Origin of the sequence: Azohydromonas sediminis (assembly GCF_003574675.1) — a bacterium.
GTDB classification, from domain to species: domain Bacteria; phylum Pseudomonadota; class Gammaproteobacteria; order Burkholderiales; family Burkholderiaceae_C; genus Calidifontimicrobium; species Calidifontimicrobium sediminis.
In genome coordinates, this window is record NZ_QOAZ01000005.1 from 78,769 (window position 1) to 102,760 (window position 23,992).

The 23,992-nt window shown below is 71.4% G+C and carries 25 protein-coding genes; 11 read left to right on the top strand and 14 right to left on the bottom strand.

Features of this window, described 5'->3' with window-relative positions; all coding sequences use genetic code 11:
* The first annotated feature begins 6 nt into the window (after positions 1-6).
* From nuoL to DRV96_RS04680, 6 genes are read left to right on the top strand one after another with little or no spacing between them, the layout of a single operon-like run.
* The gene (gene nuoL / locus DRV96_RS04655; protein ID WP_119288296.1) at positions 7-2,043 is read left to right on the top strand and encodes an NADH-quinone oxidoreductase subunit L; all 2,037 of its coding nucleotides are present in this window, start codon (positions 7-9) and stop codon (positions 2,041-2,043) included.
* 31 nt (positions 2,044-2,074) lie between these two features.
* Entirely contained in the window at positions 2,075-3,550 is a 1,476-nt protein-coding gene (locus DRV96_RS04660) for an NADH-quinone oxidoreductase subunit M (protein WP_119288298.1), read from the top strand.
* A 19-nt stretch (positions 3,551-3,569) separates the two neighbouring features.
* Entirely contained in the window at positions 3,570-5,054 is a 1,485-nt protein-coding gene (gene nuoN, locus DRV96_RS04665) for an NADH-quinone oxidoreductase subunit NuoN (protein WP_119288300.1), read from the top strand.
* Positions 5,055-5,093: 39 nt separating this feature from the next.
* On the top strand, positions 5,094-5,393 hold the full coding sequence (locus tag DRV96_RS04670) for a DUF2818 family protein (protein ID WP_119288302.1): 300 nt from the start codon (positions 5,094-5,096) through the stop codon (positions 5,391-5,393).
* Positions 5,393-5,971 carry an NUDIX domain-containing protein gene (locus tag DRV96_RS04675; protein WP_119288433.1) on the top strand — a complete coding sequence of 193 codons (579 nt, stop codon included), beginning with the start codon at positions 5,393-5,395 and terminating at the stop codon, positions 5,969-5,971. Before DRV96_RS04670 ends, DRV96_RS04675 begins: the two co-directional genes overlap by 1 nt.
* 32 nt (positions 5,972-6,003) lie before the next feature.
* Positions 6,004-6,444, top strand: a complete 441-nt coding sequence (locus DRV96_RS04680) for a DUF1178 family protein (RefSeq protein ID WP_119288304.1) — start codon at positions 6,004-6,006, stop codon at positions 6,442-6,444.
* 45 nt (positions 6,445-6,489) lie between these two features.
* On the opposite strand, the gene DRV96_RS04685 is transcribed toward DRV96_RS04680, so the two are convergent.
* Together DRV96_RS04685 and DRV96_RS04690 are read right to left on the bottom strand one after the other, a co-directional pair.
* A complete protein-coding gene (locus DRV96_RS04685) occupies positions 6,490-7,917 on the bottom strand; it encodes an FAD-binding oxidoreductase (protein WP_119288306.1) in 1,428 nt (475 codons plus the stop codon).
* On the bottom strand, positions 7,914-8,318 hold the full coding sequence (locus DRV96_RS04690) for a DUF2069 domain-containing protein (RefSeq protein WP_119288308.1): 405 nt from the start codon (positions 8,316-8,318) through the stop codon (positions 7,914-7,916). The genes DRV96_RS04685 and DRV96_RS04690 overlap by 4 nt, the downstream gene beginning before the upstream one ends.
* Positions 8,319-8,337: 19 nt before the next feature.
* Between DRV96_RS04690 and DRV96_RS04695 the strand changes: the two genes are divergently transcribed.
* Positions 8,338-9,570, top strand: a complete 1,233-nt coding sequence (locus DRV96_RS04695) for a YihY family inner membrane protein (protein WP_235823285.1) — start codon at positions 8,338-8,340, stop codon at positions 9,568-9,570.
* Between the two features lie 23 nt (positions 9,571-9,593).
* Here the strand turns inward: DRV96_RS04695 and DRV96_RS04700 are convergent, their stop codons facing one another.
* Both DRV96_RS04700 and DRV96_RS04705 read right to left on the bottom strand, forming a co-directional pair.
* The gene (locus DRV96_RS04700; protein ID WP_119288312.1) at positions 9,594-10,409 is read right to left on the bottom strand and encodes an alpha/beta fold hydrolase; all 816 of its coding nucleotides are present in this window, start codon (positions 10,407-10,409) and stop codon (positions 9,594-9,596) included.
* Positions 10,406-11,707 carry an O-acetylhomoserine aminocarboxypropyltransferase gene (locus DRV96_RS04705; protein WP_119288314.1) on the bottom strand — a complete coding sequence of 434 codons (1,302 nt, stop codon included), beginning with the start codon at positions 11,705-11,707 and terminating at the stop codon, positions 10,406-10,408. The genes DRV96_RS04700 and DRV96_RS04705 overlap by 4 nt, the downstream gene beginning before the upstream one ends.
* A gap of 98 nt (positions 11,708-11,805) precedes the next feature.
* On the opposite strand from DRV96_RS04705, the gene DRV96_RS04710 reads away from it, so the two are divergent.
* On the top strand, positions 11,806-12,276 hold the full coding sequence (locus tag DRV96_RS04710) for a CBS domain-containing protein (protein ID WP_119288316.1): 471 nt from the start codon (positions 11,806-11,808) through the stop codon (positions 12,274-12,276).
* A gap of 15 nt (positions 12,277-12,291) precedes the next feature.
* Here DRV96_RS04710 and DRV96_RS04715 read toward each other — a convergent pair whose 3' ends face one another.
* Both DRV96_RS04715 and DRV96_RS04720 read right to left on the bottom strand, forming a co-directional pair.
* Positions 12,292-13,857: a methyl-accepting chemotaxis protein gene (locus DRV96_RS04715; protein WP_119288318.1), complete on the bottom strand. Its 1,566-nt coding sequence runs from the start codon at positions 13,855-13,857 to the stop codon at positions 12,292-12,294.
* Positions 13,858-13,934: 77 nt separating this feature from the next.
* Positions 13,935-14,378, bottom strand: coding sequence for a rhodanese-like domain-containing protein (locus DRV96_RS04720; RefSeq protein ID WP_119288320.1), 444 nt, complete (start codon positions 14,376-14,378; stop codon positions 13,935-13,937).
* Between the two features lie 218 nt (positions 14,379-14,596).
* On the opposite strand from DRV96_RS04720, the gene thpR reads away from it, so the two are divergent.
* The 3 genes from thpR to DRV96_RS04735 are packed head-to-tail and all read left to right on the top strand — an operon-like array spanning position 14,597 to position 18,122.
* Positions 14,597-15,172 (top strand): RNA 2',3'-cyclic phosphodiesterase, encoded by a 576-nt coding sequence (gene thpR / locus DRV96_RS04725; protein WP_119288322.1) that lies wholly within the window; start codon positions 14,597-14,599, stop codon positions 15,170-15,172.
* Positions 15,173-15,225: 53 nt separating this feature from the next.
* A complete protein-coding gene (locus DRV96_RS04730; protein ID WP_119288325.1) occupies positions 15,226-17,391 on the top strand; it encodes an FAD-dependent oxidoreductase in 2,166 nt (721 codons plus the stop codon).
* Positions 17,388-18,122, top strand: a complete 735-nt coding sequence (locus DRV96_RS04735) for a DUF3047 domain-containing protein (RefSeq protein ID WP_162910944.1) — start codon at positions 17,388-17,390, stop codon at positions 18,120-18,122. Before DRV96_RS04730 ends, DRV96_RS04735 begins: the two co-directional genes overlap by 4 nt.
* 35 nt (positions 18,123-18,157) lie before the next feature.
* Here DRV96_RS04735 and tolA read toward each other — a convergent pair whose 3' ends face one another.
* From tolA to DRV96_RS17980, 8 genes are read right to left on the bottom strand one after another with little or no spacing between them, the layout of a single operon-like run.
* Positions 18,158-19,063, bottom strand: a complete 906-nt coding sequence (gene tolA / locus DRV96_RS04740; protein WP_119288330.1) for a cell envelope integrity protein TolA — start codon at positions 19,061-19,063, stop codon at positions 18,158-18,160.
* A gap of 4 nt (positions 19,064-19,067) precedes the next feature.
* Positions 19,068-19,493, bottom strand: coding sequence for an ExbD/TolR family protein (locus tag DRV96_RS04745; protein ID WP_119288332.1), 426 nt, complete (start codon positions 19,491-19,493; stop codon positions 19,068-19,070).
* Between the two features lie 2 nt (positions 19,494-19,495).
* Positions 19,496-20,221: a protein TolQ gene (gene tolQ, locus DRV96_RS04750; protein ID WP_119288335.1), complete on the bottom strand. Its 726-nt coding sequence runs from the start codon at positions 20,219-20,221 to the stop codon at positions 19,496-19,498.
* The gene (gene ybgC, locus DRV96_RS04755; protein WP_119288337.1) at positions 20,218-20,646 is read right to left on the bottom strand and encodes a tol-pal system-associated acyl-CoA thioesterase; all 429 of its coding nucleotides are present in this window, start codon (positions 20,644-20,646) and stop codon (positions 20,218-20,220) included. The genes tolQ and ybgC overlap by 4 nt, the downstream gene beginning before the upstream one ends.
* Before the next feature lie 50 nt (positions 20,647-20,696).
* Positions 20,697-21,836 (bottom strand): nucleotidyltransferase domain-containing protein, encoded by a 1,140-nt coding sequence (locus DRV96_RS04760; RefSeq protein ID WP_162910945.1) that lies wholly within the window; start codon positions 21,834-21,836, stop codon positions 20,697-20,699.
* Complete coding sequence (locus DRV96_RS04765; protein ID WP_119288341.1) at positions 21,833-22,750, bottom strand: HprK-related kinase A; 918 nt, start codon at positions 22,748-22,750, stop codon at positions 21,833-21,835. Before DRV96_RS04765 ends, DRV96_RS04760 begins: the two co-directional genes overlap by 4 nt.
* The gene (locus DRV96_RS17975; RefSeq protein WP_162910946.1) at positions 22,747-23,046 is read right to left on the bottom strand and encodes an HPr-rel-A system PqqD family peptide chaperone; all 300 of its coding nucleotides are present in this window, start codon (positions 23,044-23,046) and stop codon (positions 22,747-22,749) included. The genes DRV96_RS04765 and DRV96_RS17975 overlap by 4 nt, the downstream gene beginning before the upstream one ends.
* Positions 23,043-23,555, bottom strand: a complete 513-nt coding sequence (locus tag DRV96_RS17980; protein WP_162910947.1) for a hypothetical protein — start codon at positions 23,553-23,555, stop codon at positions 23,043-23,045. The genes DRV96_RS17975 and DRV96_RS17980 overlap by 4 nt, the downstream gene beginning before the upstream one ends.
* Positions 23,556-23,992 lie beyond the last annotated feature (437 nt).

A 23,992-nucleotide genomic window follows, 5' to 3' on the forward strand; every position in this document is an offset into this window, starting at 1 on the left:
CACGACATGGCAGCGGAACTGAACCCCAACCTCCTGCTCGCGGTGCCGCTGGCGCCGCTGGCCGGCGCCGTCGTCGCCGGCCTGTTCGGCCGCGTCGTCGGCCGGCGTGGCGCACACACGGTCACGATCCTCGGCGTCGCTGTCGCGTTCGTGCTGTCGGCGCTCGTGCTCAAGGACGTCGCGCTGCACGGCGCGCGCTTCGACGCGACGATCTACGAGTGGATGGTCGTCGGCGGCCTGAAGATGGAAGTCGGCTTCCTCGTCGACGGGCTGACGGCGATGATGATGTGCGTCGTGACCTTCGTGTCGCTGATGGTGCACGTCTACACGATCGGCTACATGGCCGACGACCCGGGCTACCAGCGCTTCTTCGCCTACATCAGCCTGTTCACGTTCTCGATGCTGATGCTCGTGATGAGCAACAACTTCCTGCAGCTGTTCTTCGGCTGGGAAGCGGTGGGCCTCGTGAGCTATCTGCTGATCGGCTTCTGGTACAAGAAGCCGAGCGCGATCTTCGCGAACCTGAAGGCCTTCCTCGTCAACCGGGTCGGCGACTTCGGCTTCATCCTCGGCATCGGCCTGATCGCCGCCTACGCCGGCACGCTGAACTACGCCGAGGCCTTCGCGAAGGCCGGCGAACTCGCGACGCTGACCTTCCCCGGCACTGAGTGGATGCTGATCACGGTCGCGTGCATCTGCCTGTTCATCGGCGCGATGGGCAAGAGCGCGCAGTTCCCGCTGCACGTGTGGCTGCCCGACTCGATGGAGGGCCCGACGCCGATCTCGGCGCTGATCCACGCCGCGACGATGGTCACGGCGGGCATCTTCATGGTCGCGCGCATGAGCCCGCTGTTCGAGCTGTCGGACACGGCGCTGAACTTCGTGCTCGTCATCGGCGCGATCACGGCGCTGTTCATGGGCCTGCTGGGCATCATCCAGAACGACATCAAGCGCGTCGTCGCGTACTCGACGCTGAGCCAGCTCGGCTACATGACGGTCGCGCTCGGCGCGAGCGCGTACTCGGTGGCGGTGTTCCACCTGATGACGCACGCGTTCTTCAAGGCGCTGCTGTTCCTCGCCGCGGGCAGCGTGATCATCGGCATGCACCACGACCAGGACATCCGCAACATGGGCGGCCTGCGCAGGTACATGCCGATCACGTGGATCACGGCGCTGCTGGGCTCGCTCGCGCTGATCGGCACGCCGCTGTTCTCGGGCTTCTACAGCAAGGACAGCATCATCATGGCGGTCGAGGCGAGCGCGCTGCCGGGTGCAGGCTTCGCGACGTTCGCCGTCGTCGCCGGCGTGTTCGTCACGGCGTTCTACTCGTTCCGGATGTACTTCCTCGTCTTCCACGGCGAGGAGCGCTTCCGCCACAAGCCGTTCCCGCCGGAGGACGACCACGCGCATGACGATCACGGCCACGGCGACCACCACGACGCGACGCCGCACGAGTCGCCGTGGGTCGTCACGGCGCCGCTCGTGCTGCTGGCGATTCCGTCGGTCGTGATCGGCTACCTGACGATCGGCCCGATGCTGTTCGGCGACTTCTTCGCCGGCGCGATCGTCGTCGACGCCGCGAAGCACCCGGCAATGGCGCAGCTGGCCGAATACTTCCACGGCGCCGCGGCGATGGCGCTGCACGGGCTGCAGACGCTGCCGTTCTGGCTCGCGGTGGCCGGCGTCGCGACCGCGTGGTGGTTCTACCTGAAGCAGCCGGCGATCCCGGCAGCGATCGCGCGCACCTTCAGGCCGGTGGTCACGGTGCTCGAGAACAAGTACTACATGGACTGGTTCAACGAGAACGTGCTGGCGCGCGCCGCGCGCGCACTCGGCACCGGGCTGTGGAAGGGCGGCGACCAGACGCTGATCGACGGCCTCGTCGTCAACGGGTCGGCGCGCGTGGTCGGCTGGCTGTCGGGTGTCCTGCGCGTCGTGCAGACCGGACACCTGTACTGGTACGCGCTGGTGATGATGCTGGGCGTGTTCGCCCTGATGACGTGGCAGCTGTGGCCGCACCTGACGGGCCTCGTCGGGCGTTGAGGCGACGACGAGACGGGCGGAGCGAAGAACAATGGGTTTGCTGAGTGTTGCCATCTGGCTGCCGATCGCGGCGGGCGTCGTGCTGCTCGCGCTCGGGCGCGACCAGCACCGCGACGTCGTGCGCTGGATGGCGCTGGCCGGTGCCGTGGCCGGCTTCCTGGTGACGATCCCGCTGGTGACGGGCTTCGACGCGAGCACGGCGCAGATGCAGTTCGTCGAGAAGCTGCCGTGGATCGAGCGCTTCAACGCGCACTACCACCTCGGCGTCGACGGCATCTCGGTGTGGTTCGTGCTGCTGACGGCGTTCATCACCGTCATCGTCGTGATCGCCGGCTGGGAAGTCATCGAGGAGCGCGTCAACCAGTACATGGGCGCGTTCCTGATCCTGTCGGGGCTGATGATCGGCGTGTTCGCCGCGCTCGACGGTCTGCTGTTCTACGTCTTCTTCGAGGCCACGCTGATCCCGATGTACATCATCATCGGCGTGTGGGGCGGCCCGCGGCGCGTCTATGCGGCGTTCAAGTTCTTCCTCTACACGCTGCTCGGCTCGCTGCTGATGCTGATCGCGCTGATCTACCTGTACTGGAAGTCCGGCGGCAGCTTCGCGATCCTCGACTGGCACGCGCTGCCGATCCCGATGACGGCGCAGGCGCTGCTGTTCTTCGCGTTCTTCGCGGCGTTCTCGGTCAAGGTGCCGATGTGGCCGGTGCACACCTGGCTGCCCGACGCGCACGTCGAGGCGCCCACCGGCGGCTCGGTCGTGCTGGCGGCGATCATGCTCAAGCTTGGCGCTTACGGCTTCCTGCGCTTCTCGATGCCGATCGCGCCCGATGCGTCGCGCGAGTACGCGTGGTTCATCATCGCGCTGAGCCTGGTCGCCGTGGTCTACATCGGGCTGGTCGCGCTGGTGCAGCGCGACATGAAGAAGCTCGTCGCGTACTCGTCGATCGCGCACATGGGCTTCGTGACGCTGGGCTTCTTCATTTTCGAGGAGCTTGGCGTCGCTGGCGGCCTCGTGCAGATGATCAGCCACGGCTTCGTCTCGGGCGCGATGTTCCTGTGCATCGGCGTGCTGTACGACCGTGTGCACTCGCGCGAGATCGCCGACTACGGCGGCGTCGTCAACACGATGCCGAGGTTCGCCGCCTTCGCGGTGCTGTTCGCGATGGCCAACGCCGGCCTGCCGGGCACCGCGGGCTTCGTCGGCGAGTGGATGGTCATCCTCGCGACCGTCAAGGTCAACTTCTGGCTCGGCATGCTGGCGGCGACGACGCTGATCTTCGGCGCAGCCTACACGCTGTGGATGGTCAAGCGCGTGTACTTCGGCGACGTCGCCAACGACCACGTGAAGGCGCTGGCCGACATCAACCGGCGCGAGTTCGCGATGCTCGCGGTGCTGGCCGTCGCGGTGCTGGCGATGGGCGTGTACCCGAAGCCGTTCACCGACGTGATGCAGGCGTCGGTGACGCAGCTGCTCGACCACGTCGCGCAATCGAAGCTGGACTGACACCGCCCTCTGGAACGACATGAACGAGCTGAACTGGATGGTGGGCCTGCCGCAGATCGTGCTGCTGGTCGCGGTGTCCGTGGTCGCGCTGGTCGACCTGTTCGTCACCGACGCGCGCCGGCGCCCGACGTTCTGGCTGGCGCAGGCGTCGCTGGCCATCGTCGCGCTGCTGCACTTCGACGCGCTGTCGGCGGGCGAGAGCACGGTCGGCATGCAGGGCCTGATGGTGTCGGACCCGCTGGGCCACCTGCTGTCGCTGTTCGCGACGCTGGCCACGATGCTGACGATCGCCTACGCGCAGCCGTACATCGCGTCTCGCGAGATGCTCAAGGGCGAGTTCTTCTCGTTGGCGATGTTCGCGCTGCTGGGCATCGGCGTGATGGTGTCGGCCAACAATTTCCTCGTCGTCTACCTCGGCCTCGAGATCATGAGCCTGTCGCTGTACGCGCTCGTGGCGCTGCGGCGCGACCACGCCACCGCGACCGAGGCGGCGATGAAGTACTTCGTGCTCGGCGCGCTGGCCAGCGGCTTCCTGCTCTACGGCCTGTCGATGATGTACGGCGCCACCGGCTCGCTGCAGCACGACGAGGTCTTCGACGCGATCCAGAGCGGGCGCATCAACGAGGAAGTGCTCGTCGTCGGCATCGTGTTCATCGTCGCCGGGCTGGCGTTCAAGTTCGGCGCGGTGCCGTTCCACATGTGGGTGCCCGACGTCTACCACGGCGCGCCGACGGCCGCGACGCTGCTGATCGCCGGCGCGCCGAAGCTGGCCGCGTTCGGCATGACGATCCGCCTGCTGCACGAGGCGCTCAACGGGCTGGCCGCCGACTGGCAGCAGATGCTGATCGTGCTCGCGGTGGCGTCGCTCGTGATCGGCAACCTGGTGGCGATCGCGCAGACCAACCTCAAGCGGATGCTGGCGTACTCGACGATCGCGCAGATCGGCTTCGTGCTGCTCGGCCTGACGCCCACCGTCGTGGCCGGCAACACGCTGTCGGCAGCCAACGGCTACAGCTCGGCGCTGTTCTACCTCGTGACCTACGTGCTGACGACGCTGGGCACGTTCGGACTCGTGATGCTGCTCGCGCGCCAGGGCCACGAGTGCGACCAGATCGCCGACTTCGCCGGCCTGGCCAGGCGCAGCCCGTGGCTGGCCGGCGTGATGACGGTGTTCATGTTCTCGCTGGCCGGCATCCCGCCGACGGTGGGCTTCTACGCCAAGCTCGCGGTGCTGCAGGCGCTGGTGACGACGGCCTCGACCGGCTACATCGTGCTCGCCGTCGTCGCCGTGCTGCTGTCGCTGGTCGGCGCGTTCTACTACCTGCGCGTCGTCAAGGTGATGTACTTCGACGAGCCGGCCGACGCGGCGCCGGTCACGTGGGTGCCGCAGGGCGCGAGCGCGCTGCTGGCGGTCAACGGCGCCGCGGTGCTCGTGCTCGGGCTGCTGCCCGGCGGCCTGATGGCGCTGTGCCGCGACGCGATCGTCAAGGCGCTGGCCGGCTGAGCGCGGAACCACCCACCGCGCTCGCAGGTCGACACGTCCATGACGCATTCCACCGAGGTGTGGCTGGTGCTGCTCGTCGCACTCGTGCTCGCCAACCTGCCGTTCGTCAACGAGCGCCTGTTCGTCGCCGGGCCGCGGCTCGCGCGCAAGCACCTGGGCTGGCGCGTGCTCGAACTGCTGGTTTACGGCGGCATCGCGCTCGCGGTGGGCTTCGGGCTCGAGGCTCGCGTCGGCCAGCGTCAGCCGCAGAACTGGGAGTTCTACGTCGCCGCGCTGTGCCTGTTCGTCACGTTCGCTTTCCCGGGCTTCGTGTGGCGCTACCTGCGCCGCGGCGCGTGATGGCCGACGACGAGCACCTGCGCGAGTCGCGCGTCGCCAGTGAGGTCGTCTTCCGCGGTGCGCTGCTCGACGTGCGCCGCGACCGCGTGCGGCTGCCCGACGGCCGCGAGGCCACGCGCGAGTACATCGTGCACCCCGGTGCCGTCGTCGTCGTGCCGCTGCTCGACGACGGTCGGCTCGTGATGGAGCGCCAGTTCCGCTACCCGCTCGGGCGCGTGCTGCTCGAGCTGCCGGCCGGCAAGATCGACGCCGGCGAAGGGCCGCTGGCCACCGGCGTGCGCGAGCTCGCCGAGGAAACCGGCTACACCGCGCGCGAGTGGGCGCGCGCCGGGCTGATGCACAACGCGGTGGGCTACTCCGACGAGCGCATCGAGATCTGGTTCGCGCGCGGCCTGACGGCGGGAGCCTCGCGGCTCGACGACGGCGAACACCTCGAGGTCGTGCTCGTCGACCCCGCCGAGCTCGACGCGATGGCCGCGCGCGGCGAGGTCACCGACGTCAAGACGCTCGTCGGCCTGCTGTGGCTGCAGCGCTGGCGCGCTGGCGCGTGGCCGCTGCGCTGGCAACCCGCACCGTGAAGGTTTTCGTGACGGCCGCCGATAATGCGGCCATGAAAGTGCTCGACCTGCGTTGTTCCCACGGGCACCGATTCGAAGGCTGGTTCGCCAGCGACGACGAGTTCCTCGACCAGAACGGCCGCGGCCTGATCGAATGCCCGCTGTGCGGCGACCGCGTCGTCACGCGGCTGCCGAGCGCGCCACGGCTGAACCTGTCGGGCGCGCGCGCCGACGAGGCACCACCGCCCGCGACCGCCGCGCCGCAGCCCGACCTGCAGGCGCTGTGGCTGAAGGCCGTGCGCCACGTGCTGGCGACCACGGAAGACGTCGGCGACCGCTTTGCGGAAGAAGCGCGGCGCATCCACTACGGTGAGGTCGAGGCCCGCGGCATCCGGGGTCACGCCACCCCCGAGGAGCGCGAATCGCTGCGCGAGGAGGGCATCGAAGTCGTCGCGCTGCCGGTGCCGGCCGCACTGAAGGAGCCGCTGCAGTAGCGCGCAGCGGGCGCCGCGTTCGCCCGAGACGCGCGGCGGGCCGGCTCAGAGCACGCGGCCGGGGTTCATCACGCCGGCCGGGTCGAGCGCGGCCTTGATCGCGCGCATCAGCCGCAGCGCCACCGGGTGCTTGCGCCGCGCGAGTTCGTCGCGCTTGAGCGCGCCGATGCCGTGCTCGGCCGAGATCGAGCCGCCGTGCGCCATCACCGCGTCGAACACCAGCGCGTTGACGGCGTGTTCGCGCTCGCGCAGGAACGCCGCCGCATCGACGCCGACCGGCGCCTGCACGTTGTAGTGCAGGTTGCCGTCGCCGAGGTGGCCGAAGTCGACCAGCCGCACGCCGGGGAAGGCGGCTTCAAGGGCCGCGTCGGTGGCCGCGACGAAGTCCGGGATGCGCGACACCGGCAGCGCGATGTCGTGCTTGATGTTCAGCCCTTCCTCGGCCTGCGCCAGCGGAATCGACTCGCGCAGGTGCCACAGCGCCTTCGACTGCGCGACGCTCTCGGCGACCACGGCGTCGGCGATCAGGTGCGCGTCGAGCGCGTCGGCCAGCAGCGCCTCGAAGGCCTCGCGTGCGTGCGCCTCGCTCTCGCCGTCGGAGAGTTCGAGCAGCACGGTCCACGCTGGCGCCGCGTCGCCGGCGAACGGTTGTGCGAGTTGCGGGAAGTGGCGCGCGACGAGTTCGAGCGAGAAGCGGTTCATCACCTCGAACCCCGTCAGTCCCGCGCCCAGGCGGGCGCGCGCGCGTTCGAGCAGCCGCACCGCGTCGGCGATCGACGCGCAGGCGGCCAGCGCCGTCATCACGGCGGCGGGGCGCGGGAACAGCTTCAGCGTCGCGGCGGTGATCACGCCCAGCGTGCCTTCGCTGCCGATGAACAGGTCGCGCAGGTCGTAGCCGGTGTTGTCCTTGCGCAGGCCCGACAGCCCGTCCCACAGCTCGCCCTGCGGCGTGACGACCTCGAGACCCAGGCACAGCTCGCGCGCGTTGCCGAAGCGCAGCACCTGCGTGCCGCCGGCGTTGGCCGCGAGGTTGCCGCCGATCGTGCAGCTGCCCTCGGCGGCGAGGCTGAGCGGGAACAGCAGCCCGGCGTCGTCGGCGGCCTGCTGCACCACCTGCAGCACGCAGCCGGCCTCGACGGTGATCGTCAGGTTGGCCGTGTCGATTTCGCGCACGCGGTTGAGCCGCGTCAGGCTCAGCAGCACCTGCGTGCCGCTGTCGTCGGGCACGCCGCCACCGACCAGCCCGGTGTTGCCGCCCTGCGGCACGATCGCCACGCCGGCGTCGGCGCAGGCGCGCACGACGGCGGCCACCTCGGCCGCAGTGCCCGGCCGCACGACGGCCAAGGCACGGCCGCGCCAGCGCTTGCGCCAGTCGACCTCGTAGGCCGAGAGGTCGCCGTGCGTCGCGGCAGTCAAGACGTGGGCATCACCGACGAGCGCGCGCAGTCGCGCCAGCAGCAAGGCGTCGTTCATGCGGCAGGGGGCACTTGCGCTGCACGCCGGAACCGCCAGCGCACGTGCAGCGCGCACGCCGTGAACAGCACCAGGCACAGCACGACCTGGATCGCGGCCAGCACCGCACTGAGCCCGCTGTCGCTCGTCGCGCGCACGACGCCCTCGGTGAAGTACAGCCAAACCAGCAGGCTGACCCAGCGGTAGGTGTACATGCGGTGTTTCAGCAGCCCGGCGATCGGGATCGCCAGCGGCAGCACCTTGAGCGCCAGCGTGCGGTTGCCGGTGGGCGCCAGCCACAGCTCCCATGCGAGGCCGAGCACGATCATCGCGAGCAGGCTGCCGACCGCCATCGCGCGCGTCAGCCGCACGACGCCGTCGGGGGTTGCGGGCTCGGCGGGGAGGGCGGTCGCGTCGGGCATGGCTGGCATCATAGGCCGCATGAGATCGCCCCTCGCGACCGTCGCCCACGTGCGCAGCCGCGCGGCCGAACTGCTGGCCACGCTGCACGACTGGCCCTGGATGGCGACGCTGGCCACGCTGCGCCAGCGCTTCCGCGAAGACCACCTCAGCCTGACGGCGAGCAGCCTGACGTTCACGACGCTGTTCGCGCTCGTGCCGCTGGTCACGGTGGCCTTCGCGGTGCTGTCGATCTTCCCGCTGTTCGCCGACCTGCGCGGGCGGCTCGAGACGCAGGTGCTGCCCGCCTTCGTGCCGGCCGAGATCGCCAAGCCGGTGCTCGCGGCGCTGACGCGCTTCGCCGACCGCGCGCTGGCGATGGGCGGCGTCAGCGTCGCGGTGCTGCTGGCGTCGGCGCTGGTGCTGCTGTTCACGATGGACGGCGCGCTCAACGCGATCTGGCGCGTGCGCCGGCCGCGCCCGCTCGGCCAGCGCGTGCTCGTGTACTGGGCGGCGCTGACGCTGGGGCCGCTGGTGCTGGCCGTCAGCGTGACGGCCAGCTCGTGGGCGCTGTCGGCGGCGGCCGGCTGGGTCGGGCCGATGCCGGGTCTCACGCGCGCGCTGCTCGGCGCGTTCGAGTTCGGCCTGCTCGCCACGACGATGGCCGGTCTGTACCACTATCTGCCCAACACCGACGTGCGCTGGCGCCACGCGTGGGCCGGCGGGCTGTTCGTCGCGGTCGGCATCGAGCTGGCCAAGCAGGCGCTGGGCTGGTACGTGCGCGCGTTCCCGGCCAACGCCGCGATCTACGGCGCCGCGGCCGCACTGCCGGTGTTCCTGCTGTGGATCTACACCGTGTGGGCCATCGTGCTGCTCGGCGCCGTGATCGCGGCCTACGCGCCGAGCCTGTCGATGCGCGTCGCGCGGCGGCCGCCGTCGCCCGGCGACCGTTTCGAATTGGCGCTGGTGCTGCTGCGCGAGCTGGCGCGCGCACGCAGCCTGCCGGCGCGCGGGTGGTCGCTGCCGTCGCTGGCCTACCAGCTGCGGCTCGACCCGCTGCAGATCGAGCCGGTGCTCGACACGCTGATCGCGCTCGACTGGGTCGGCCGCCTCGACGAGGGCGGCGACCCGCGCCACGTGCTGGCCTGCGACCCGGCGACGACGCCGGTGGCGCCGCTCGTCGACGCGCTGCTGCTCGCGCCGAGCAGCGCGACGGCCGCGTTCCGCGACCGCGCCGGGCTGGCGCGGCTGACGCTGGCCGACGTGCTCGGCTGACGCGCGCGCCGCGGGGCGGCGTCTCAGGCGGACGACGTCGGCGCGAACGCCGCCCGCAGCGCCGCCAGTGTCGCGTCGGGCGCCTCGGCCATCAGCGCGTGGCCGGCGGGCACCGTCAGCACGCGCGCCTTCAGCGCCTGCGCGAGGTCGCGTGTGGCCTTCGGCGACGTCATCTGGTCGCGCTCGCCGAGGATCAGCGTCGCCGGGCAGCGCACCTGCGCGGCGGCCTCGAGACCGTGCGCATAGGCGTCGCACAGCGCGAAGTCGTGGTGGAACAGGTTGATCTCGCGCTGCGCCGCGAGCACGCGCCGCCCCAGCGCGCGCGCCGAGCCGTGCAGCCACATCCCCGGCCCCGGGAACGACGGCTTGGCCGCGATCGTCGAGTGCGAGAACACGGTCACCATGTCGATCGCCTTCAGCGGGTCGTCGCGCGACGTCGCGAGCAGCGCCTCGGACACTTTCATCGGGTATGCGGTGCCCAGCAGCGCGAGGTGCGTAACGCGCTCGGGCGCGCGCCCCGCCGCCTCGAGCGCGATCAGCGAGCCCATGCTGTGGCCCGCGAACGCGGCACGCTGCACGCCGGCTGCGTCGAGCAGCGCCAGCGTCCAGTCGGCGAGCGCCTCGATGCTCGGCAGCACCGGGCCGGCGCTGCGCATGTGGCCGGGCTGGTCGACGGCGAGCACGCCCCAGCCGTGGTGCGCGAACCAGCGCGCCAGCAGCGTCCACACGCTGTGGTCGTTGAGCGCACCGTGGATGAAGACGACGGTGGGCAGCGCCGCATCGAACGGCTTGCCGCCGGTGTACGCGTAGGCCTCGCGGCCGTGGACGGTCAGCTTCATGGCGCGGCCTTCTCGGCGGCGCGCAGCGCGCGCTTGAGGTCGTCGATCAGGTCGTCGGGGTCCTCGAGCCCGATCGACAGCCGGATCGTCCCCGGCCCGATGCCCGCGCGCGCGAGCGCCGCGTCGTCCATGCGGAAGTGCGTCGTGGACGCCGGGTAAATCACCAGCGATCGGCAGTCGCCGACGTTGGCGAGGTGGCTGAAGAGCTTCAGCGCCTCGATGAACGCGCGGCCCTGGGCGCGCGAGCCCTTCAGGTCGAAGCTGAAGACGGCGCCGCAGCCGCGCGGCAGCAGCTTTTTGGCCAGCGCGTGGCTCGGGTGGCTCTCGAGCTCGGGGTAGCCGACGCGCGCGACCAGCGGCTGGCGCACGAGGAAGTCGACCACCTTGCGCGTGTTGTCGACGTGGCGTGCCATGCGCAGCGGCAGTGTCTCGAGGCCCTGCAGCATCAGCCACGCGGTGTGCGGGCTCATGCAGGCGCCGAAGTCGCGCAGCCCCTCGCGGCGTGCGCGCAGCAGGAAGGCGCCGACCGTGCTCTCCTCGGTGAACACCATGCCGTGGAAGCCGGCGTAGGGTTCGTTGAGTTCAGGGAAGTGCGGCGACGCCGCCCAGTCGAACGTGCCGCCGTCGACCAGCACGCCGCCGACGACGGTGCCGTGGCCGCAGAGGAACTTGGTCGCCGAGTGGAAGACGAGGTCGGCGCCGTGCTCGAAGGGCTTCATCAGCCACGGCGTCGTGAACGTCGAGTCCACCAGCAGCGGCAGCCCGGCGTCGTGCGCGACCTGCGCCACCGCCGGGATGTCGAGCACGTCGAGCCCCGGGTTGCCGAGCGTCTCGCCGAACAGCAGCCGCGTCTGCGGCCGGATCGCGGCGCGCCATGCGTCGACGTCGCCCGGCGCGACGAACGTCGTCGTGATGCCGAAGCGCGGCAGCGTGTACGCGAGCAGGTTGTGGCTGCCGCCGTACAGCGCGCTGCTGGCCACGATGTGGCTGCCCGCGCCGGCGATCGTCGCGATCGCGAGGTGCAGCGCGGCCTGGCCGCTGGCGGTGGCGATGCTGCCGACGCCGCCCTCGAGCGCAGCGATGCGCTCCTCGAACACGGCGTTCGTCGGGTTGCTGATGCGGCTGTAGACGTGCCCCGAGCGTTCCATGTTGAACAGGCTCGCGGCGTGTTCGGAGCTCTCGAACACGAAGCTCGTGCTCAGGTGAATCGGCAGCGCGCGCGCGCCGGTGGCGGGGTCGGGCGCGGCGCCGGCGTGCAGCGCCAGCGTGTCGAAGCCGGGGTCGGAAGGTCCGGGCATGGCAGGGCGCGAACCCGGGGTTCGCGGGGTGTCGTGCTGCGGCGATTGTGGGCTATATTGCCCCGACGGGACCCGCGCAACGGGCGAGGAGACGGCCGATGAAAGTCCACGACATCCTGCGCGTCAAGGGCGGCACGCTGTTCACCGTGTCGCCCGACCAGCCGCTGTGGCACGCCTGCCAGACGATGGCCGAGCACGACATTGGCTCGCTGGTCGTGATGGACCACGGCGAGCTGGTGGGCATCCTGACCTTCCGCGAAGTCATCGCGGCGGTCGTGAAGAACGGCGGCAAGGTCGGCGACACGGTCGTGCGCACCGTGATGGACGACTCGCCGCTGACCTGCACGCCCGAGACCGAGCTCGACGAAGTGCGCCGCATCATGCTGCAGCGCCACGCGCGCTACACGCCGGTGATGGACGGGCGCACGCTGATGGGCGTGATCAGCTTCTACGACGTCGCGCGTGCCGTGGTCGAGGCGCAGGACTTCGAGAACCGCATGCTCAAGGCCTACATCCGCGACTGGCCGGTCGAGGAAGGCGAGCAGCCCGCGGCGCAGCCGCAGGCCTGACGGCGGCGCGCCGGCTCAGGCGGCGACTTCGCCACGCGGGCCGGCAGCGAGCCGGAACACGGCCACCGCCTGCGCAAGGCCGTCGGCCTGCGCGCGCAGGCTCTCGGCGGCCGCGGCGCTTTGCTCGACGAGGGCGGCATTCTGCTGCGTCATGCGATCGAGCGCGGCGACGGCGCCGTTGACCTCGCCGATGCCCTGCGTCTGTTGAGCCGTCGCGCTGCCGATCTCGCCGATCATCTGCGCCACTTTGCGCACGCTGCCGACGATGTCTTGCATCGTCGCACCGGCGTCGCCGACCAGCCTGGAGCCGGTCTCGACCTTGTCGACGCTGGTGCCGATGAGGGCCTTGATTTCCTTGGCCGCTTCGGCGCTGCGCTGGGCGAGGCTGCGCACCTCGCCGGCGACGACCGCGAAGCCGCGGCCCTGCTCGCCGGCGCGGGCGGCCTCGACGGCGGCGTTGAGCGCGAGGATGTTGGTCTGGAAGGCGATGCCGTCGATGACGCCGATGATGTCGGCGATCTTCCTCGAGCTGGCGTGGATGTCGTCCATCGTCGCGACGACCTGGGCGACGACCTCGCCGCCGCGGCTCGCGACCTTGGCCGCGTCGCCCGCCATCGCGTCGGCCTCGCGCGCCGACGCGGCCGTCTGCCGCACCGCGCCGCTGAGCTGCTCGATCGAGCTCGCCGTGTGCTGCAGGTTGCTCGCTGCCTGCTCGGTGCGCTGGCTCAGGTCCTGGTTGCCCATCGCCACCTCGGCGCTGGCGGTGCGCAGGCTGTCAGCGGTCTCGCGGATGCCGGCCACCAGCTTCGCCAGGGCAGCCTGCATCGCGTCGAGGGCGCCGAACAGCTGTCCGAGTTCGTCGCGGCGAGAGTGGTCGAAGCGCGTCGTCAGGTCGCCGGTGGCGATCGCGCGCGCGCCGGCGGCGGCGTCGTGCAGCGCGCCGAGCACGGCGCGCGCCGTGAACCACATGACGACGGCGACGACTCCGATCGTCACCACCGCGAGCACGAGCGCGGCGGCCATCTGCGTACGGTTGTCGCGGCGGCGGGCCTCGACCAAGGTGCCGGCGTTGTCGATCTGCTTGGCCTGCATGGCCTGCAGCGGGCGGATGAAGTTCTTGTGCAGCAGCGCCCAGTCGGACTGCAGCACTTCGTCGACGGCGTCCTTGTCCGCCTTCGCATAGGCGGCGTCGAGCCGATCGAGGATCTTCGTCACCAGCGGGTAGTGTGCGCGCAGCTCGTTCAGCGCCGCCGTCTCTTTCTCGCTGTCGATCTCGTGCACGACGCTGACCACGGCCCAGTCCTGCTCGATCGCGGTGCGCGTTTCCTTCAGGTGATTGATCGTGCCGGGCAGCGGAAAGTGATCCAGCAGCACGCCGGCGGCGCGGTAGCGCACCGCGTGCAGCCCGGACTCGATGCGCTGTGCCGCCATCAAGGGCTTGAAGCTGTCGTCGACGACGACCTCGAGCGTCTCGGCGCCGCGCTGGCCTGCCAGCAGCGCCAGCGCGGCGAGCGCGAATGCGCCCAGACCGGCGACCATGGTGGCCAGCCAAAGACGGGCCCGGATGCTGAGGGTGCGCATGGAACGACTGCCTGGTCGGTGTGGGTGGTGACCCGGTGAGTGTTATCCGCCGTGTCAGGGGCGCCGGGCGCGTGGGCTCACTGCGTCGGCAGGCCCTTGCTGATCCACTCGGGCATACCGCCGCGGAACCAACCCACCTGCTTGTAGCCGGCGTCGCGCGCGACGACGGACGCCTTGTAGCTCTTCCAGCAGGTGCCCGAGTTGCAGAAGAAGATCACCGGCGCGCTCTTGTCGGCCGGCAGCTTCGAGAGGTCGAACTTGTCGGCCGACCGGTCGAACTTGACGTCCTTGGCGCTCTTCTCGACGTACGGCACATGGATCGCGCCCTTGACGGTCTTCTCGGCGTACTCGTTGGCGGTGCGCGTGTCGACGAGCGCGGCGCCCTTGGCGCCGAGGTCGCGCGCCTGCTCGGCGGTGACGATCTTCACGCCGTCGAGCGTGGCGGGGGTTTCCTGCGCCTGCACCGACGTCGCGAAGAACGCAGCAGCGGCCAGACACAGGGCGGGCAGGAACTTGGACATGGCGGTCTCCTTTGCTAGGGGCGTCGAACGGACGCGGCCACCAGGGCCGGGATCGACCTACGGTCTATCGGCGCGCCGCGGACCGCGTTGAGCGACGAGCGCAGGTCGCGGCGTGCATCCATGCACGGATTCGAGCGGTGCACACCGTGCTTTTCGCACCGCGATGCGGCTGCGCCGCTGGAGACCGGCGGCCTCGCAGTTTGCGGTAGCCTCGCGCCATGCGCGCCGCCGCGCCGCCATCGCCGCCAGCCGAGACGCCACGCCTGTTCGTCGCGCTGTGGGCCGACCACCGCGTGCGGCAGGCAATCGTGCGCTGGCGCGATCGCTGGCGCTGGCCGCCCGGGGCGCGGCTCGTCGCGCCGCGCGACCTGCACGTGACGCTGCACTTCCTGGGCGCGGTGCCGCGCACGGGGGTGCCGGTGCTCGCGGCCGCGCTCGCGTGGCGCGGCGAGCCGTTCGAGCTCGGCTTCGGGGCCGTGCCCCAGTGGGGGCATGGGCTCGCGGTCGTCGACGTCGTCGCGCCGCCGGCGCTCGAGGCGTTGCACGCGGCGATCGGCGAGGTCCTGCGGGCGCAGGGGCTGCGCACCGAGGCGCGGCGGTTCCATCCCCACCTGACGCTGGCGCGCCGCGCTGCGGGGGCGCAGCCGCCGGCGGCGCCGCTCGCGGTGCGCTGGCCGGTGCGCGAGTTCGTGCTCGTCGAATCGGGCGGCCCGCGCGGTGCCGGCTACCACGTGCTGCGCCGCTACGCGGCTGGCGGCGCCGCGGTAACGTCGGGGCCGCCGCGCGCGACTTGAGCGCGCACTGATCGAAGGCCGCGGTGCCGCGCGGACCGTCTGCCGCCGACCCGATGAACCGCCGCCAGCTGATCCTGCTCGCGCTGCTCGCCGCCGCGGTCGTGGCGTTCTTCGCGCTCGACCTCGGGCGCTTCTTCAGCCTCGGGTACGTCAAGTCGGCGCAGGCCGACCTCGCCGCGCTGTACGCGGCGCGGCCCGTGGCCGTGATCGGCGCGTACTTCGCGCTCTACGTCGCCGTCACCGCGCTGTCGCTGCCGGGCGCGGCGGTGATGACACTGGCTGGCGGTGCGCTCTTCGGCTTCGGCGTCGCCCTCGTCGTCGTGTCGTTCGCGTCGAGCCTGGGCGCGACGCTGGCGATGCTGGTGGCGCGCTACCTGCTGCGCGACGCGGTGCAGGCGCGCTTCGGCGCACGGCTGGCCGAGGTCGACCGCGGCATCGAGCGCGACGGCGCGTTCTACCTGTTCACGCTGCGGCTGGTGCCGGTGTTCCCGTTCTTCGTCATCAACCTGCTGTTCGGGTTGACGGCGATGCGCGCGTGGACCTTCTACTGGGTCAGCCAGCTCGGCATGCTCGCGGGCACGGCCGTCTACGTCAACGCCGGCACGCAGCTCGCGAAGCTCGACAGCGTCGCGGGCATCGTCTCGCCGGGGCTGCTGGCGTCGTTCGCGCTGCTCGGTGTGTTCCCGCTGCTGGCGAAGAAGGCCGTCGAGGCCGTGAAGGTGCGCCGCGTCTATGCCCGCTGGGCCGATCGCCGGCCGCGGCGCTTCGACCGCAACCTCGTCGTCATCGGCGCCGGCGCCGCCGGGCTCGTCGCGAGCTACGTCGCCGCCGCGGTCAAGGCCAAGGTCACGCTCGTCGAGGCGCACCGCATGGGGGGCGACTGCCTGAACACCGGCTGCGTGCCGAGCAAGGCGCTGCTGCGCACCGCGAAGCTGCTGCACGAGGTGCGCCATGCCCGCGCGCTCGGCATCGCGCACGCCGAAGCGCGGGTCGACTTCGCCGACGTGATGGCGCGCGTCGCGCGCGTCGTGCGCGAGATCGAGCCGCACGACTCGGTCGAGCGCTACACGCAGCTCGGGGTCGACGTCGTGCGCGGGCACGCGACGATCGTCGACCCGTGGCACGTGAAGATCGCGCTGCACGGCGGCGGCGAGCAGGTGCTGTCCACGCGCGCGATCGTGATCGCCGCGGGCGCGCGGCCCCACGTGCCGGACCTGCCGGGGCTCGAGCGCATCGAGGTGCTGACGAGCGACAACCTGTGGGAGCTGCGCGAGCTGCCGCCGCGGCTGCTGGTGCTCGGCGGCGGGCCCGTCGGCTGCGAACTCGCGCAGGCCTTCGCGCGCCTGGGCAGCGCCGTGACGCTCGTCGAGCAGCTGCCACGGCTGCTCGCGCGCGAGGACGACGACGTCTCGGCCTTCGTGCGCGAGCGGCTCGAGGCCGACGGCGTGCGCGTGCTCGCCGGGCACCGGGCGCTGCGCGTCGAAGCGGCCGGGCGCGACGGCGACGTGCTGGTCGTCGAGCACGGCGGCGTCGAGCAGCGCGTGCCGTTCGACCGCCTGCTGTGCGCGGTCGGCCGCGTCGCGCGGCTCGAGGGCTACGGGCTCGAGGCGCTGGGCATTGCGACGCAGCGCACGATCGTCACCGACGAGGCGCTGCGCACGGTCTACCCCAACATCCTCGCCGCCGGCGACGTCGCGGGGCCGTACCAGTTCACCCACGTCGCCGCGCACCAGGCGTGGCACGCCGCTGTCAACGCGCTGTTCGGGCGCTTCAAGCGCTTCGCGGTGGACTACGCCGTGATCCCGTGGACCACCTTCGTCGACCCCGAGGTCGCGCGCGTGGGCCTCAACGAGCAGGAGGCGCGTGCGTGCGGCGTCGCGTTCGAGGTCACGCGCTACGGCATCGACGACCTCGACCGCGCGATCGTCGACGGCGAGGCGCAGGGCTGGGTCAAGGTGCTGACGGCACCGGGCCGCGACCGCATCCTCGGCGTGACGATCGTCGGCGCGCACGCCGGCGAGCTGATCGCCGAATACGTGCTCGCGATGAAGCACGGCATCGGGCTGAACAAGATCCTCGGCACGATCCACGCGTACCCGACGTTCGTCGAAGCCAACAAGTACGCCGCCGGCGCGTGGAAGCGCGCGCACGCGCCGCAGCGGGTGCTGGCCTGGCTCGAGCGCTTCCACGCGTGGCAGCGCGGCGGGGACGCGCCGTGAGCGTGGCGAAGCAGCGGTGCGTGGCGGCGGCGCTGGCCGCGTGCACGGGACTGGGCGCGGCGGCGCCGTCCGTCGGGCTCGCACCGCTCGTCGGCGGCGACGTCCCCGGGATCGCCGCGCCGTGGCGTTTCGCCAGGCTGCCGCAGCAGAGCCTGCCGTCCACCGAGTACCGCGCGGTGCGCGTCGATGGCGTCGACGCATTGCGCATCGAGGCGCGCGGCTCGTACGGCAACCTGGTGCACGCGCTGCCGCCGGGCACGCGCGTGGACACGCTCGCGTGGCGCTGGCGCGTCGACCTGCCGAACCGCCGCGCGGACCTCGCGACGAAGGCCGGCGACGACAGCGCCGTCAAGGTCTGCGTGCTGTTCGATGCGCCGCTCGCGCAGGTGCCGTTCGTCGAGCGGCAGCTGCTGCGCCTGGCGCGCGCGGCCAGCGCCGAGCCGCTGCCTGCGGCGACGCTGTGCTACGTGTGGGCGCACGCGCAGCCCGCCGGCGCGGTGCTCGCCAACGCGTACTCGCGCCGCGTGCGCTACGTCGTGCTGCGCAGTGCCGACGCCCCGCTGGCCACCTGGCTCGACGAGCGGCGCGACGTGGCGGCCGACTACCTGCGTGCGTTCGGCGACGAGGCGCGCGAGATGCCGCCAGCAAGCGCGATCGCCGTGGCCGGCGACGCCGACAACACCGGCGCGCACAGTGTCGCGCACGTGAGCGCACTGCGCGCCGACCCCTGACGGCGCGTGGTGCGCGCGCGCCGCAGCGGTGCGGCTCAGTCGCGCGGGCGGAACACGATGACGATCGACGGCGGCACGCGGCCGTCGACGTCGCGCGGCAGCACCGCCGTGCGGTCGATCGCGCGCAGCACGGCGTCGTCCCACGCGGGCACGCCGCTGCTCTTGACGATGCGGCGCGAGACGATGGTGCCGTCGGGCAGCGTGCGCAGCTCGACTTCGGCGGCCGGGTTACCCGGGACGTCGTCGGTGAAGATGATGTTGGGCTTGACGCGCGCGACGATGCGCCCCGCGTAGCTCGCCGAGGGTGCCGCGTCGCGCGCCGCGGTGCCGCTCGACGACGGGCTGCCGCTGCCCTGCGCCTGGCTCAGCATGCGCTCGAGCTGCGCTTGGCGCTGCGCCTCGATGCGCTTCTGTTCGGCGAGCTCGCGCTGGCGCTGCGCTTCGGCCTGGCGGCGCTGCTCGGCCTCGCGCTGGCGCTTGGCCTCGGCTTCGGCACGCGCCTTCTCGGCGCGTTCGCGCTCGATGCGCTCGCGTTCGGCGCGTTCGCGTTCAACACGTTCGCGTTCGAGCCGCTGCCGCTCGGCCTGACGCTTGGCCTCGACCTCGCGCTGCTCGCGCAGCTGGCGCTCGCGCTCGAGCGCGATGTCGGCTTCGCGCCGTGCCGGTGGCTCGGGCGCTGGCGCCGGCGGCGGGGCCGGACGTGGTGGCTCAGGGGCGGGTGGGGCCGGCGGCGGTGGCGGGGGCGCGGGCGGTGCGGCGATTTGCGGCACCGCAGCCCACAGCTCGGCGCTGACGGGCGTCGGGCTCTGGCTGCGCCACTGCAGCCCGAGCGCGAGCGCGGCCAGCAGCGCCGCGTGCGCGCCGAGCGCGACGGCCGCACCCGGCCCCAGCCGGTCGGCCGGCGGTGGCTTGAGCGGGTCGATCGCGCTGCGCCCGCCCATCGCGTCAGCCGGCCTGGCGCACCGACAGGCCCACGCGCTGCACGCCGCCACGCTGCAGGCGGTCCATCACGCGCACGACGGCGTCGTACTTGACGTTGCGATCGGCCGAGATCACGACCGGCACCTGCCCGTTGCCGCCCTGCGCCTGCTGCACGCGCGCGACGAGCTGCGGCAGCGCGACCGACTCCTCGTTGCCACCGTCGACCTTCAGCCGCAGGCGCTCGTCGGCGCCGACGATGATCTCGATGACTTTCGGTGCGCGCTGCTGCGCGGTACCGACGCTGGGCAGGTCGACGACGCCGACCGTGATCAGCGGTGCGCTGACCATGAAGATGATCAGCAGCACCAGCATCACGTCGATGAACGGGACCATGTTGATCTCGTTCATCGTGCGCCGGCGCCGCCCGCCGCGGGCTGCGAGCTGCGGCATCGTCAGAACCTCGACGCCGCGGCCGCGGGGGCCGCTGCGGCGGGTGCGGCGGCCGGCGTGCCGGCGTTGCGCTGCAGGATGTTCGAGAACTCCTCGATGAAGGTCTCGAGCTGGATCGCGATGCGGTCGATGTCGCGCGCGAAGCGGTTGTAGGCCACGACCGCCGGGATCGCCGCGAACAGGCCGATCGCGGTGGCCACCAGCGCCTCGGCGATGCCCGGCGCCACGGTGGCCAGCGTGACCTGCTGCAGGTTCGACAGCCCGACGAAGGCGTGCATGATCCCCCACACGGTGCCGAACAGCCCGACGTACGGCGACACCGAGCCCACCGAGCCGAGGAAGCTCAGGTGCGTTTCCATCGTGTCGAGCTCGCGCTGGAAGCTCGCGCGCATCGCGCGGCGTGCGCCGTCGAGCTGCGCGGCGGCGTCGAGGCGGCGCTCGCGCAGCTTTAGGAACTCGCGCATGCCGCTGGCGAAGATGCGCTCCATCGGCGCGCCGTCGCCGGCGGCACGCGCGATCGCGGCCTGGTGCAGCTCGTTGAGGTTGCGTCCCGACCAGAACTCGCGCTCGAAGCCGTCGTTGCGCTCGCGCACGCGCTTCAGGCCGAACAGCTTGCCGAAGATCACGGTCCAGCTCGCGAGCGACGTCACGAGCAGCCCCGCCATCACGAGCTGCACCACGAGGCTGGCCTGCATGACCAGCGAGACGATCGACATGTCCTGGTTCATCTTCGGAGTTCTTGCATCGCCGCGTCGGCGATCGGCTTCGGAATGCGCCGCGGCGCAAAGGTTCCCGCGTCGACGCAGCCGATGCGGATGTCGCCTTCGGCGAGCAGGCGGTCGCCATGCCAGGCCTGCTGCGCGACGTCGAGGCTCGCGCGCCCGGCCGCGACGACGGTCACCGTGACATCGAGCTCGTCGTCGAGCCGCGCCGGTCGCAGGTAGCGCACCGAGGTAGCGGCGACGACGAACATCAGCGCGTGCTCGTCCTTCAGCCGCTGCTGCCCGATGCCCAGCGCGCGCAGCCACTCGGTGCGTGCGCGCTCGAAGAACTTCAGGTAGTTGGCGTAGAAGACGATGCCGCCGGCATCGGTGTCTTCCCAGTAGACGCGCAGGCGGTGGACGAAGGGGGCGGCGCGGGTGAAGTCGCTCATCGCTGGGGCCGCATTATCGGCGTGCCCTGCGGTGGTCCCGTTGCCGGTCGTTACCGCGTCGTGTGGCCGGCGTCGTTCTGCGCCGCGGCCTGTGCCGCGCGCTCGCGCGCGTCCTTGCGCCGCTGCAGCGCACGCATCCACGCCTTGCGCGCCAGGTGCGGCGCGATCTGGTACCACGGCATGCGCAGGTGGTGCGAGCGCACGTACAGCGCGAAGCGCGCCGGCCGGGTGAGCGCGGTGTCGCACGCCGGGTGGTCGGGGCGCAGCGCGATGGCCAGCAGCGCGTTCATCGCCGCGCGCGGCAGTAGCGGCGCGCGCAGCGCGTCGAAACGCTCGCGCAGCGCCTCGGGCGGGCGCGTGCCGAACAGGCGTTCGACGTGGTGCAGCGCATAGCTCAGCGGCACGCCGACGCCGAGCTCGGCGGCGCGCCGCGCGAGTTCATCCCAGAAGCCGGCGTCGTCGCTGCCGAAGTGCAGCAGCAGGTCGCGGATGTCGAGCAGGTCGCGCAGGCCGCCTTCGAACTCGCCTTCCTGCAGCAGGTGCACCGCGCTGTGCAGCACCATGTCGGCAGGTGCGAGCACGCGCAGCCCCACGCCGTGCACGGCCGGCACCGAGCGCTCGAGCAGCGAGCCACCGTCGATCGGGAAGCGCGACGTCGGTGGCGTGATCGTGTGGTGCACGTCGAGGTGCGTGCGCCGTTGCACGTGCTGCAGCGGCGGCAGCTCGTGCATCCACTGTCGGTAGTAGCGGTCGTCGTAGGGGTCGAGGCGGGCCGCGATCCAGCCGCCGGCCATCAGCGCCGTCTCGACCTGCGCGAGGCGGTCGCGCGCGACGAGCAGGTCGACGTCGCCGAACAGCCGCCCGCGCCACGGCGGCAGGTCGGCCGCGATGTAGGCCGCGCCCTTGAGCAGCACGACGGGACCATCGACGTGGCGCAGCGCGAAGCGCAGGCGGTCGATCTCCCACAGCACTTCGTCGCGCTGGCGCTGCACGACGCGCAGTGCGCCCCGCAGGTGCTGGCGCGGGCCGGCGGGCACCGCGTCGATCCAGCCGCGCTCGTCGTAGCGCCAGGCCAGCCGCGCGAGCAGCCGCGAGCGGCGCGCCTGGCTCAGCAGGTCTTCCCACTGGCGGGGCGTGAACTCGAGGCGCTCGGGGGCCGTCAGCGCCGGCGTGATCAGGTCGCCGTTCACGACGGTGCGCCTGCGGCGAGGCGGTCGAAGACGGCGATCGCGTCGTCGAGGTGGCCGTAACTGAAGTCGGCGCACTCGCACCTGGTGACGAGGTCGGCCAGCGCGTCGAAGCCGGCGCGGCCGAGCACGCCGTAGTTGAACGAGTTCTGGCCGAGCTCGATCATCGCGTCGGCCTTCGGCCGCTCGGTGAGCTGCGCCGGCGCGCCGGCGACGTAGCGCGGGAACACGATCCACGCCGGCGCGGCCGCTTCGTCCATGCGCAGCACGTGCTCGGTGGGCACCTTCATGTGCACGACGGTGCCCTTGCTGGTGTCGTGCGTCGGCTCGCTCATCACGGCGTCGGGCGCGAAGCGGCGGATCACGTCGATCGACGCGTTCTTCAGGCTCACCGGCCGCGCGAGCGGCCACACGCGCCCGTCGGCGAGGGCGACGAGCGCCATCTCGTCGGACAGCAGCCGCCAGCCGCGGTGCACGAGCGCCGCGCACAGCGTGCTCTTGCCCGAGCCGGGCGGGGCCGGCAGGATCGCCGCGCGCCCGCCGCGCTCGACGACGGCCGCGTGCAGCGTCAGGTACTCGAACGTGTGGGTGCTGATGCACCAGTTGAGCGTCCACTCGAGCAGCGGAAACGCGTGGCCGAGCGGCAGCGGCTCGAAGTTCGGCTCGCCGTCGTACAGCGCGCGCACCTGGGGGCGAATCCAGCGCCGCAGCCCGCGCACGCGGCCGACGTCGAGCGTGAAGTCGCAGAAGTCGTCGTCGCCCAGGCGCGGGTAGTCGCCGTACAACAGCGCGATGCCGCGGGCGACGCGATCGGCGTCGCAGCGCAACCGGAACCCGAACGGCCCGGTGCGCACCGCCAGCCGTCCGGCCGCCAGTTCGCGCTTCAGTGCATCCGCGGGGAGTTCGCCAATCCTCATGCCGCGCCGGGCTTCGGCTCGATCCAGCCCAGTCTGAACAGCTTCTCGAGGATGGTCTCCAGCGTCTGCGAGAACTCCGGCACGGCGTCGACGTCCAGGTCGGCACGAAGCATCGCCAGCAGCTCGCCCCGGCAGCAGGCGCCGGACTCGATGCACGCCATCACGGCGGCGCTCAATGGGTCGAGCAAGTGCGTGTCGCCGGAGCGCACTTCGATCACGACCGAATCAGCGCCCCAGTCGCGCCAGTGCCACTGCGCGGTCGGGTTCAGCCGCCAAGGTTCGGCGGCATCGCTCACGAGTAGTAATTCTCTTGGAAGTTCTTGAAGAAGTAGAGCGCGGCCGGGCGCTTGAACGGGTCGTGGTACATCTGCACGACCTGGTACGGCTCGTACGAGAACTGGGTACCGAACAGCGTTGCATTCAGGCACGCCGTGATCCAGTGCTTCTCGTCGCAGTCGTATTGGTTGTTCATGATGTCGCGCAGCGTCATGTCGCGGTACCCACCGCCGCTGCAGTTGAACAACTCCTTGAAAGTGGCGTCGCGCCGGAACGGCTGGTTGTTCCATCCCTTGCAATACGAGTAGCCCTGCCAGTCCTTGGGCCACTTGGTGCGGTCCCTGTAGTAGGTGCAGTGCTTGCCGGGGGACTCTGGGACATCGCGGTCGTACAGCGACGAGATCGGCGAGTGACAGCCCGAGACCGTCGCGTGGCACTTCGTCTTCTTCCAGTCGTCCTTGTGGAAGCAGTGTTTCTTGTCCCCGCCGTAGCCCGCCAGTGCACGAATCGGCGCGCCGGCAGCTGTCACCGCGGCGCCGAGCGACAGGTGTCGCAGCAGGGCACGCCGACGCGATGCCGAATCGGCTGCAGCTGCAGACGACGGTGCATCCGGCTGGTCGTGACGACTATCGCTGTGGGCGTTGCGTTCGGATTCGTTCATCACGGCATCTCCCGGTGTGCTCATCACGTCGGCCAAGCAAGCCGCGTGCGCACACCACTAGGTAGTACCCCAAGTGGCCTGAATGTTCGCACGTCCGACGGGCCATGGACAGCGACAAACCTGGGCCGCGAGCGGTGCGCCCCTTGGACGAGGGGGCGATGGCGGGTCGGGATCCTGAAAGACTGTAAAAATTTTCGACACCCGGGGCTGCTTGTCTTGTTTGTTCGTGCTGCGCGGCGGTGGGCAGCGTCGAGCCCCCCGCGACCGCCGCGCGACGTTGACCGGCACCCGCAGCACGAGCCCGC